Origin of the sequence: Micrococcus sp. ACRRV (assembly GCF_022346985.1) — a bacterium.
Classification (GTDB): Bacteria; Actinomycetota; Actinomycetes; order Actinomycetales; family Micrococcaceae; genus Micrococcus; species Micrococcus porci.
Window position 1 is genome coordinate 1 of record NZ_JAKRNH010000079.1, and the last position, 11,126, is coordinate 11,126.

An 11,126-nucleotide genomic window follows, 5' to 3' on the forward strand; every position below is an offset into this window, starting at 1 on the left:
CAGGGACGCAACGCCTTCTTCCACGCCCTGACCCCCGACGAGCTGACAGCGCTGGAGGCACTCCTTGGGAAGCTCGACGCCTCACATGCAGCGGACTCGATCAACGTCCCCGGTCAGTACACCTAGACTGGGCCCATGCCCGCCAAGCCCCCCGCCCCCGTGTACCTGCCCGGCTTCCAGCGCCTCGTCCCGGACCTTCTCGGGGACACCTGGGCGAAGGACGACGGGCTGGCCCCCGCCGACGTCGAGGCTCGCCTGGCGGAGTCCCCCGCCGCGGAGCAGCTGGGCACGGGCTTCATGGTCCCCGCCGCGCTGCGCGAGTTCTACCTGGCGCTGGGCAACTGCGGCGACCTCATGGAGACGGACCACTACGTGTGGGACCCGGAGGACCTCGAGGTCCGTGACGGCTTCCTGATGTTCCTCGAGGACGAGGGCGAGACCGTGGTGTGGGGCCTGCCGGTGGACAACCTGGCCCTGCCGGACCCGCTCGTGTGGCGCCGCGACACCGGCGCGGACGCCGAGGAGGGAGACTGGCAGGACGAGGGCGGCACGTTCAGCGAGTTCATCACAGACCTGCTGGTGTGGACGTTCGAGGACCCGGAGGACGACGCCGCGGAGGACGCCCGATGAGCGCGCAGCCGCTCTCCCACGCCCCCGAGGGGTATGTCTGCCCGTTCTGCGGCCTGGTGGCCGGGGACGTCTCCGACCCCGGCAACCGGTGCGAGCTCGAGGACACCGTCTACCAGGACGAGGACGTGCTCGTCCTCATCGCGGTGGACGGCTTCGGCGAGCACGACGGGCACGCCATGGTCTGTCCCTCCGGGCACTACGAGAACCTCTACGACCTGCCCCCGCGCGTGCTGCAGCGGATCGCGCTCATGGCGCAGCAGGTGGCCCTGGCCATGAAGCGGGCGTGGGGACCGGACGGCGTCTCCACGCGCCAGCACAACGAGCCGGCCGGCAACCAGCACGTGTGGCACTACCACCTGCACGTGTTCCCCCGCTACGAGGACGACCTGCTCTACCGGCAGCTGCGCCACCCTGTGGCGCCCGAGGTCCGCGCGGCACGGGCCCGCGAGCTCGCCGCGGCCCTCGACCCGGCGCCGACGCTGCTGGACTGACCGCCGGGCGGGAGCGGGCCCGGCGGCGTCGTGCTCAGCGCAGGCGCGCGACGCCGGCCGCGTCCAGGGGGGCTTGCATCACGTCGGCGAGGACGTAGCGGTGGGCCACCTGCGCCAGCTCCGTGTATGCGGTGTTCACGAAGCCCTGCGCTGCGAAGTACGCCTGGCCGCCGCGCGCGGAGTCGAGCGCGGACCAGGTGGCGGGCACGGTGGCGCCGGCCACGTCGAGCGAGCCCACCATCCACGTGGCACTCATCTGCTTGTACGTGGAGCCCATGCCGACCTCGTCGTAGGTCCAGGGCCGGCCGCCGCCGCCCACGATGATGGCGCCGCCGCCCGAGAAGCCCCACGTGGACTGCTGCTGCGCCATGATGCTGCCCGTGATCATCTGGGCGCCCCCCGAGTAGCCCATGAGCCACTGGCGGCCCGCGTCCATGCCGTAGGTGCGGTTGAACCAGTCGGCGAAGGCGCGGAAGTACGGTGCGGTGCTCGGGCGGTCGTACCACCACGAGTAGCCCACGTCGACGCGGTAGACGTCCGGGGTGTTCACGGCCACGCACACCAGGTTGCGGCGATTGGCCTCGGCCGCGATCGACGTCATCTCGGCGCCGGTCGGGTTCATCACGCGGGACCAGGCCGGGTTCGTGTAGTCGCCGTCGAGGTACCACAGCACACCGGTGGGGCGGCTCCAGTCGATGCCGTCCGCCCACACGTGGTAGGCCGAGGACTGGGCCCCGTACGCGAACGTGCTGTTGAGGCGCGTCACGGGACGGGCGACGACGGCGACGGTGCGCTCCACCACGGGCGTGAGGCACCCCGTGTGCAGCCAGCCGGTGCGGCCGCCCGTGGTCACCTGGGCCCAGGAACCGCTCGTGGCTCCCGTGCGGGCGACGCCCGTGCCCGCCGCGAGGTAGGCGAGCTGCCCGCCGGACCACGAGGGGGTGGAGCGCAGGGAGGTCGCCACGGAGGTGAGGTCGGTGACCGCCACGGCGGCCACGGGCGTCAGGTAGTCCGGGACGATCCAGCCGGTCTGCCCGGCGTAGCCGACCTGCTGCCAGCCGGAGCTCACGACCCCGGTGACGGAGACGGCGGCGCCCCGGGGGACGACGAGCAGGCGCCCGGCTGTCCAGGACGGGGTGGCGCGCAGGTAGACGTCCATGGTGGCGGTGGCGGTGCCCGCGGCCAGGGCGGGGGCGGCGGACGCGCCGGTGAGGGCGAGGGCGGCGGTGGCGCCGAGACCGGCGATCAGGGTGCGGCGGGAGGCGGAGCGCATGGGGGATCTGCGCCTTTCGGGCGAGAGGAGACGGAGGCGCACGCGGGGAGGGCGGCACCTCAGCGTAGGGTCGATCCGCCGACCACAGCGTTACCGGATCGTGACATTGCGGCGAACGTGCCCGCGCCGGTCGGCCGCGGGGCGGGCGGAGCGCGTCAGCTGGCGCGGGAGACCACGTAGTCGGCGAACGCCGCGAGCGCCTCCGTGACCACGGACTCCGGCAGGGGCGCGAGCGCGGCCTTGGCCTCCTCCGCCCAGCGGCGGGTCAGGGCGCCGGCCTCGGCGAATGCCGGGTGCGCCGTCAGGGCGGCGACGGCGGCGGCGAGCTGCTCGTCGGTGTCCAGCGGGCCGTCCACGAGGGCGAGCACGCGGCGGGCGTCGTCGGCCTCCGGCCCCTCCCCCGCGGCGGCGCGCGCCACGAGGATGGTGGACAGGGTGGGGACGTGCTCGCGCAGGTCGGTGCCCGGGGTCTTGCCGAGCTCCTCGGCGGAGCTGGTGAGGTCGATCAGGTCGTCGGCGAGCTGGAAGGCCAGCCCGACCTTCTCCCCGTAGTCGGCCATCACCTGCACGGCGGTCTCGTCCGCCCCGCCCAGGTAGGCGCCCAGCACGCCCGCCGCGGCGATCAGCGATCCGGTCTTCCCGCGGAGCACCCGGTAGTAGTGCTCCAGGAGGTCCTGGCCCTCGTCGGGGCCGCGGGTCTCCCACAGCTGGCCCTGCACGAGGCGCTCGAACGTCTCCGCCTGGATGCGCACCGGCCGCGGGCCGAGCTCGGCCATCAGCTGCGAGGCGCGGGCGAAGATCAGGTCGCCGGCCAGGATGGCCTGCGAGTTGCCCCACAGCCGGTGTGCGGCGGGGGCGCCGCGGCGGACGGGGGCCTCGTCCATGACGTCGTCGTGGTACAGCGTGGCCAGGTGCGTCAGCTCCATGACGACGGCGGCCTGCCGCGTCTCGGGGCCGACCTCGCCCACCTGTCCCTCGGCCAGGCCTGCGTCGCCGAGCAGGGAGGCCAGCACGGTGAGCACCGGGCGCACGCGCTTGCCGCCGGCCGAGGCCAGGTGGCGGGTGGCGGTCTGGGAGAAGACGTCGTCGAACTCCAGGGACGCGGTCAGCTGCTCCTCGACCCGCTCCAGGGCGGTGAGGACGGCCTCGAGCACCCGGCCGTGCTCGGCCAGGGGGTCGAATCCGGAGGGCAGGGCGAAGCCGGCGGCAGACGTGGTCACCGGGCAAGCCTACCCACACCGGGGGCGTCCGCCGTCGTCAGGGACGGCGTGACGGACTCCAGGATCCGCACCGCGCGGTCCACCGCGTCCCCGCCGGACGGATCCACGACGTTGCCCATCACCCGGGCCACGGTGCGCAGCAGCGGGGGCACCGCCATGCCGGTGGCCAGCGCGGCGCGCATCACCCGCGGCTCGCCGATGAGCCGGGCGAACACCGTGCCCAGGCGGAAGTGGCGGCCCCACAGGTGCTGGGTGATCACCGGGTAGCGGGCGAGCACGGCGTCCGCGGCGGGGGTGTTCGGCGCGGCATGGGCCTGGACGGCCAGGTCCGCGGCGATGCGGGCGGCCTCCATCGCGAAGCCGATGCCCTCGCCGTTGAACGGGGAGACCATGCCGGCGGCGTCGCCCACCAGCAGCATCCCCGCCACGTGCTGGGGCGTGCGGTTGAACGCCATGGGCAGGGCCGCGCCGAGGATCTTGGACGTGCGGGTCTCCTCGGAGATCCCCCAGTCCTCGCTCAGCGCGCCGGACCACTGCTTCAGGAGCGCCCGGTAGTCCAGCTTCCCGAACAGGGGGGAGGTGTCCAGGATGCCCAGGCCCACGTTCACGGTGCCGTCCGCCAGGGGGAACAGCCACCCGTAGCCGGGCAGCGGGTTCCCGTGCTCGTCGGGGAGGCGCAGCCAGGACTCCATCCAGTCCACTCGGTCCCCCGGCGGGCGGGGCACGGCGCCGTCGGCCCCCACGGGCCCGGCCGTGTAGTACGCGCGCACGGCCACGCCCATCGGGCGGTCGGTGCGGCGGTGGACGTCCATGGAGACGGCGGCGCGCGCGGAGACGCCGTCGCAGGCCAGCACGAGGGGCGCCGCGAACCGGACCCGCTCCCCCGTCTTGCGGCCGTTCTCCGCGATCAGCTCGGCCTCGAGGCCGTCGACGCGACCCGCGTCGTCCCGGGTGACGCCCGTGACGGCGTGGCGCTCGCGGACCTCGGCGCCGCGCGCGCGCGCCGTGTCCGCCAGGAGCGCGTCCAGGTCCTTGCGGGTGCGCGTCAGGGCGTAGTCGGGCCAGCTCTGCGTGGCGGGCCAGGGCACGTCCACGGACCGTTCCCCCGCGCGCAGGCGCAGGCCGCGCACGGCGTGCCAGCCGCCGTCGTCGCCGGGGCCGCCCTGATGCTCGATGCCCAGGTTGCGGATCTCCTGGACGGCCTGCGGGGTGAGGCCGTCGCCGCAGACCTTCTCCCGCGGGAACGCGGACTTCTCCAGGACGACGACGTCCAGACCGGCCGCGGCCAGGTGCGCGGCGGCGGTGGCCCCGGCGGGGCCCGCCCCGGAGATCAGCACGTCGGCCCGGCGGACGACGGGCGCTGCGGCGGGGGTGGGGTGCTCGGTCATGACTCCTCCTCGGGGGCGGCGGCCCCGGTGCAGGCGGGGACGGGGTCGGCGGCGACGGCCTCGGCCACCGCCCGGGCGATCGCCGCGGCGACGGCGGGGCGGTCGGCGCGGTGGACGCGCACCTCGACGAGCCGGCGCCCGCGCTCGGGGGCGCCGAGCACGTGGACGAGCTCGACGCGGTCCTCGACCAGCACATGCGGCACGCCGTAGGCGGCGGCGAGCGCGGCGAGGTCCGCGCGGTGCGGCGTGCCGAAGAACCGCTCGACCACGTCCGCCATGCCCGCGTGGCCGGCCACCTGGCCGTGCTCCAGGCCGGCGAAGATCGCACCGCCGGCGTCGTTGACGACCACCACGTCCAGGTCCGGCTCCGGCTCCCCGTCCCCGACGAGCAGCCCACCGGCGTCGTGCAGGGCCGTGAGGTCCCCGATCAGGGCGACGGTGCGCCGCCCCGTGCCCAGGGCGACGCCGGCGGCCGTGGCGATCGTGCCGTCGATGCCCGCGAGCCCGCGGTTGGCGAACACGCCCGCGTCCGGGGCGGTCGGCGGGCGCCAGGTCAGGTCGACGTCCCGGATCAGGGAGGAGGAGCCCAGCACCAGCGGGCCCCGCGTGACCGCCGGGACGACGTGGGCGACGCTCTGCGGGGACAGGCCGTGCTGGCGGTCCGCCCGCACCAGCGCGTCCTCCACCGCGTTCTGGGCCCGGTGGGAGGCGCGCTGCCAGGCGGGCACCCAGCCGGCGGCGCCCTGGCCCGCGAAGTCCGCGAGCTCTCCGAGGTCCGTGACCACGCGCTCCGGGCGCCGACCGGGCTCGAACCACGGTGCGGGCTCCGGGGAGTAGAACACCGCCTCGACGTCCGGGCGGTCCAGCAGGGCGGTGACGGTGCGGGTCAACGTGGGGCGGCCGAAGAGCACGACGCGCTCGATGCACTCCGCGAGCGGGTGCCCCTGGTCGGAGCCCGGCGCGCCGCCGGCGGGGCCGAGCAGCAGCGGGTAGGCGGCCACGGCGTTGACGGTGAAGCGGGCGTTCGAGCTGGGCTCGGCCAGCAGCGGCAGCCCCAGGGCCATCGCGAACGCGGCCGCCACCGGGCCGGCGCCGTGGCAGGCCAACACGACGGTGCGCCGCTCCGGGCGCCGGGACACGTCCAGGTCCACGCGGGCGGTGAGGTCGCTGCCCGGCGCCCGCCAGGGGGCGGGCTCGGCGGGGCGGTCGGCGTCGTCGCCCGGGGCCGCGGGAGCGGCCATGGCCGCGAGCTGCCCGGCGTCCGGGACGAGCGGGGCGCGGAAGGGCAGGTTGAGGTGCACGGGCCCGGCGGGGGCCTCGGCGAGGTCCGGGCGGACCGCGGCCGGGTCGACCACGAGCCCCTCGGCGCGCACGAGCAGGCGGCGGACCGTGGCGGCGACCCGCCCCAGGTGCTCCTCGACGCCCTCGCCGGGGGCGAGGTCCGCGCTGATGGACGCCGCCCCCCGCGTGTGGAGGGCGAACAGCCCCTCCTGGCGGGTGGTCTGGTTGGCACCGGTGCCGTGCATCTCCGCGGGCCGGTCCGCGGTCAGCGCGACGAGGCGCGTGCCCGCGTGGAACGCCTCCATCAGGGCGGGCAGCAGGTTGCCGACGGCGGTGCCGGACGTGGTCAGCACGCCCACGGGGCGGCCGGTGGCCAGGGAGATCCCGTGCGCCAGGAAGGCGGCCGAACGCTCGTCCACTCGCACGTGCAGGCGGATCCGGCCGCGCCGCTCCGCCTCGGCGAGGGCGTAGACCAGGGGGGCTGAGCGGGAGCCGGGGCACACCACGGCCTCGCGCATGCCGCCCTCGAGCAGGGCGGCGGCCACGGTGCGGGCCAGGGTGGTCGAGTCGACGGAAGACATGGTGGCCTCCAGTCTAGGCGGGCGCACCGGCAGACACGGGTCCGCCCCCGCCGCACGGGGCGACGGGGGCGGACCACGGGGGCTGCGACCGGCTCAGTCGCCGGCGCGGATCACTTCTTCGGGCCGTGGCCCTGGGCGTGGCCGAAGGCGGAGTTGCCCCTGCCCTTGCCGTGGTTGCCCTTCTTGTTGCCGGAGCCCTTGCCGATGCCGTTGTTGCCGGTCGCGTTGAAGACCTGCACGACGGACGGACGCGGGGCCGCGACCTTGTCGCCGACCTGGACCGGGCCGTTCGGGGACAGGAAGTCCGGGAAGTAGGACGTGTGGGCGCCCCAGTTGCCGTCCTCGCCCGGGTGCTGCACGTTCACGAACACGGAGTTGTCGCGGTCGTGGATGACCGGGCCGCAGGTCTCGGCGTCGCGGGGGACGGCGAGGAACTGCTGCACGCGGCCGCGCTCCGGGCCGTCCAGGGTGACCTTGTGCAGGGCGTCGGCGTAGCCGATGGTGCCGGGCTGGCCGTCCGTGGAGATCCAGAGGTTGCCCTCGGAGTCGAACGCCACGTTGTCCGGGCAGGAGATCGGGGAGACGAGCTCCTTCGGGTAGCCGGCGAAGTAGGCCGAGGAGGAGACCTTGGGGTCGCCGGCGAGCAGCAGGATGACCCAGTTGAAGGAGGTCGACGTGTGGTCGCCGCACTTCTCGGTGATCTCCAGGACGTGGCCGTCGCGGTTGCCGATGACCGGGTTGGTCTCGTCGACGGCGGTGCGCTTGGTGTTGTTGGTGAGGGCGGCGTAGACCTTGCCGTTGACCGGGTTGGTCTCGACGTCCTCCGGGCGGTCCATCTTGGTGGCGCCCATCTTGTCCGCGGCGATGCGGGTGAAGACGAGGACCTCGGCCAGGGACATGCCGGGCACGTAGGACTTCTTGTGGGAGGCCAGGGCGATCCACTCGCCGGAGCCGTCGAAGGCGCCGTCGGAGGGCAGGGTGCCCTTGCCGTCGATCTCGGAGGCCGGGGAGTCGCCCGTGAACTTGGCCACGTAGAGCGTGCCCTCGTCCATCAGGGTCATGTTGTGCTTCTTGTTCCCCTCGATGACCTTCTTCGAGGACACGAACTTGTACAGGTAGTCGTGGCGCTCGTCGTCGCCGGAGTAGACCACGGCGTGGCCGGACTCGGAGATGATCGCGGTGCCGGCCTCGTGCTTGAAGCGGCCCAGGAGGGTGTGCTTCACCGGGGTGGAGGTCGGGTCCTCGGGGTCGATCTCGACGACCCAGCCGAAGCGGTGGGCCTCGTTCTCGTAGCCGGCCTTGGCGAGGTCGAAGCGATCGTGGAAGCGCTCCCACCCGCGCTGCGTGGCGGAGGTGGAGATGCCGTAGCGCTTCTCCTCCGCGGTGCCGCGGCCCTTGAAGTACTGGTTGAAGTTCTCCTCGCCGGAGAGCACGGTGCCCCACGGGGTGGTGCCGCCGGAGCAGTTGTTGAGGGTGCCGAGCACGCGGGTGCCGGTCGGGTCCTCGACGGTCTTCAGCAGGTCGTGGCCGGCGGCGGGGCCCGTCACCCGGAAGGGGGTGGTGCCGGTGATGCGGCGGTTGCGGCGGCCGCCGCGGACGTACTCCCACTTGGCGCCGGCCTTGCGGCGCTCCAGCTCCACCACGGACAGGCCGTGGGACTCGATGCCGGCGTTCACCACGTCCTCGGGGTTCGAGGCGATGTACTCCGGGGAGAACATGATGTTCTCGTTGGTGTACTCGTGGTTGGACACCAGGTAGCCGCGGCGGTGGTTGCCGCCGTCGGAGATGATGTTCAGGTAGTCGTTGTTGTAGCCGAACTGGCCGGCGGCGGAGGCGCCGGTCTGGTGCTCGATGTCGAACTCCTCGGAGTCCGCGAACAGCGGGTCGCCCCAGCGGATGATGGTGCCCCAGTCGTAGCCCTCGGGGACGGTCATGGTGTCCACGGTGCGCTGCACGGGCTGGATGGCGGTGAAGTCCAGCTTGCCGCCGCCGGCGGGGCGCAGGCCGTTGTCCGCGAGGGCCTCGGGGGCGTGGGCCACGTTGGCGCCGATCACGACGGCCGCGGCCAGGCCGCCGCCCACGCCGAGCGCGGCACGGCGGGAGATGGCGCGCTCGGCCACGGAGTGGAAGGTCTCGTTGGCCGAGGTGTTCGGGATCGGGTGGGAGCAGGCGTTGCCGCACTTGAGCTCGCAGGTGACGGCGGAGCGGTTGCCGCGGGTGTGGCCGGCCATGGGCAGGAGTCGCTTGAGCATGGGGGTTCCTTCACATCCGGATGAGACGGGGCCCGGCCGGTGACGGGTGCCGCGGCCGGAGGCGGGCCCACGGCCCGCTCGCACCGCCCAGCGTGGCCTCCACGGACGAGCCGTCGACGACACCCAGGTGAACCGGAGGGGAATTCGCCGCCACCGTGGGATTTCGTCCCGAGGCCGTGCGTTAATCCGTCCCCGTCAGCGCCCCCGGGCCGCCAGCACCGCGTGGGCGGCGCGCAGCCGCTCGGCCCACCACGCGTGCTCGGCAGCGTCCGCCCGCGCCGCCGCGAGCAGGGCCGGGTCCGGCTCCGGGGCCCGCTCCCCCGGCGCCGGCAGGGAGCCGTCGGCGGGCCGCCAGGCCGGGGACACGACGTCGTGCGCGAAGAGGGAGGCGGTGCCGAGCCCGCACGCGAACGGCAGGGAGGGCAGGCGCGCCGCGAGCGCCGCGCCTCCCGCGATGCCCACCGAGGTGTCCAGGGCGGAGGAGACGACGGCGTCCAGTCCGGCCGCGGCGACGATCGCCGCGGCCCGGCGCACCCCGCCGAGGGGCTGGACCTTCACCACGATCAGGTCGGCCGCGCCGGCCTGGGCGACGGCGAGCGGGTCGGTCTCCTTGCGCACGGCCTCGTCCGCGGCGATCGGGGTGGCGATCCCGGCCGCGCGGAGGCGGGAGCGCAGCGCGGCCAGGCCGGCGATGCCCGCCACGGGTTGCTCGGCGTACTCGAGCCCCACGTCCTGGAGCGCACCCAGCACCGCGAAGGCCCGGTCCTCGTCCCAGCCGGCGTTCGCGTCGATGCGCACGGCGGCCTCCGGCAGGAGCTCCCGGACCCGGCGGACGCGGGCGACGTCGGCCGCGTGGGTCGGGTCGACGAGGCCGCCGCCGGGACGGTGCTCGGCCACCTTGACCTTCACGGCGGTGATGCCGTCCCCGTAGCGGGCGAGGACGGACTCGACGTCGGCGGCGTCCACCGCCGGCACGGTCGCGTTCACGGGGACCTCGGAGCGGACGGGGGCGGGCCAGCCCTGCCAGCCGGCCTCGACCGCGGCCGCCAGCCAGCGGGAGGCCTCGGCGGGGCCGTACTCCGGGAACGGGGAGAACTCGGCCCACCCGGCCGGGCCGCGCAGCAGCAGGGCCCGGCGCTCCGTGGTGCCGCGGAACCGGACGGTCATCGGCAGGGTGACGGCCACCGCGTGCTCCAGGAGCTCGTCCACGTCCGGCAGCGCGGGTCCGCCGGGGGCGCCCGGCAGGGGCGGGAGCGCCGATCCGGGGCGGGAGTCGGCGTCGTCGTGTGCGGCGGGGACGGTCATGCCGGCCAGTCTAGGGAGGCCGGCGACGGCTCAGGCCGCGCGGAGGTGGCCCAGGCGGCGGGCGACGTCCACGGCGCGGGCGCGGTCGCCCAGCACCTGCTCCAGCCCGTCCACGACGGCGGAGGTCACCTCGGGGCGCACGTGCCAGTCCGCGGTGAAGGGGTCGTCCGAGCCGGCCCACGCGGCCCCGGCCGCGCACAGCGCCAGGGTCATCTCAGCGACGTCCCGGAACACGGGCACCGGCTCCCCGAGGCGGTCCTCCCAGCCCTCCTCGCCGTGGGCCATGAGCACGTGGCCGGTGGCGGCCTCGTGGATGAACGGCTCGGCGCCCTGCTTGGCGACCACCGTCCAGTCCTCGTTCCAGTCGGCGAGCATGGCCCCGGTGCGGTGGTTCCACCGGTACCCGGCCTGCTCGTCCCAGAGCCGCTCCAGCGGGAACATCAGCAGGGGCAGGCCCAGGGTGTCGATCTCCACCCAGTCCGGGCCCACCTCGCGGTAGAACTCGGCCAGGTCCGGGGCCAGCGGCTCCTCCGCCGCCCACTCGATGGGCTCCTGGCGGTGCACCGGCCCGAACACGGACAGGGCCGCGCGGGCGGCGTGCAGGCGGGCGGGGTCGAGGGCGATCCGGGGACGGTCATGGTGTCCACGGTGCGCTGCACGGGCTGGATGGCGGTGAAGTCCAGCTTGCCGCCGCCGGCGGGGCGC

At 74.9% G+C, this 11,126-nt stretch carries 9 protein-coding genes; 2 read left to right on the forward strand and 7 right to left on the reverse strand.

Annotated elements, in window-relative coordinates:
• Positions 1-135 precede the first annotated feature (135 nt).
• Both MHY29_RS08795 and MHY29_RS08800 read left to right on the forward strand, forming a co-directional pair.
• On the forward strand, positions 136-630 hold the full coding sequence (locus tag MHY29_RS08795; RefSeq protein ID WP_224356530.1) for a hypothetical protein: 495 nt from the start codon (positions 136-138) through the stop codon (positions 628-630).
• Entirely contained in the window at positions 627-1,121 is a 495-nt protein-coding gene (locus tag MHY29_RS08800; RefSeq protein ID WP_224356529.1) for an HIT family protein, read from the forward strand. Before MHY29_RS08795 ends, MHY29_RS08800 begins: the two co-directional genes overlap by 4 nt.
• Before the next feature lie 34 nt (positions 1,122-1,155).
• On the opposite strand, the gene MHY29_RS08805 is transcribed toward MHY29_RS08800, so the two are convergent.
• From MHY29_RS08805 to MHY29_RS08835, 7 genes are all read right to left on the reverse strand, one after another.
• Complete coding sequence (locus MHY29_RS08805) at positions 1,156-2,394, reverse strand: SH3 domain-containing protein (RefSeq protein WP_239240328.1); 1,239 nt, start codon at positions 2,392-2,394, stop codon at positions 1,156-1,158.
• Between the two features lie 155 nt (positions 2,395-2,549).
• Positions 2,550-3,614 (reverse strand): polyprenyl synthetase family protein, encoded by a 1,065-nt coding sequence (locus tag MHY29_RS08810; protein ID WP_224356527.1) that lies wholly within the window; start codon positions 3,612-3,614, stop codon positions 2,550-2,552.
• Entirely contained in the window at positions 3,611-5,002 is a 1,392-nt protein-coding gene (locus MHY29_RS08815) for a geranylgeranyl reductase family protein (RefSeq protein WP_239240331.1), read from the reverse strand. Before MHY29_RS08815 ends, MHY29_RS08810 begins: the two co-directional genes overlap by 4 nt.
• Positions 4,999-6,864 (reverse strand): 2-succinyl-5-enolpyruvyl-6-hydroxy-3-cyclohexene-1-carboxylic-acid synthase, encoded by a 1,866-nt coding sequence (menD, locus tag MHY29_RS08820; RefSeq protein WP_239240334.1) that lies wholly within the window; start codon positions 6,862-6,864, stop codon positions 4,999-5,001. Before menD ends, MHY29_RS08815 begins: the two co-directional genes overlap by 4 nt.
• A 110-nt stretch (positions 6,865-6,974) precedes the next feature.
• Complete coding sequence (locus MHY29_RS08825) at positions 6,975-9,116, reverse strand: PhoX family phosphatase (RefSeq protein WP_239240353.1); 2,142 nt, start codon at positions 9,114-9,116, stop codon at positions 6,975-6,977.
• A 195-nt stretch (positions 9,117-9,311) separates the two neighbouring features.
• Entirely contained in the window at positions 9,312-10,421 is a 1,110-nt protein-coding gene (locus MHY29_RS08830) for an o-succinylbenzoate synthase (RefSeq protein ID WP_239240356.1), read from the reverse strand.
• Positions 10,422-10,451: 30 nt separating this feature from the next.
• Complete coding sequence (locus MHY29_RS08835; RefSeq protein WP_239240359.1) at positions 10,452-10,997, reverse strand: hypothetical protein; 546 nt, start codon at positions 10,995-10,997, stop codon at positions 10,452-10,454.
• Between the last annotated feature and the right edge of the window lie 129 nt (positions 10,998-11,126).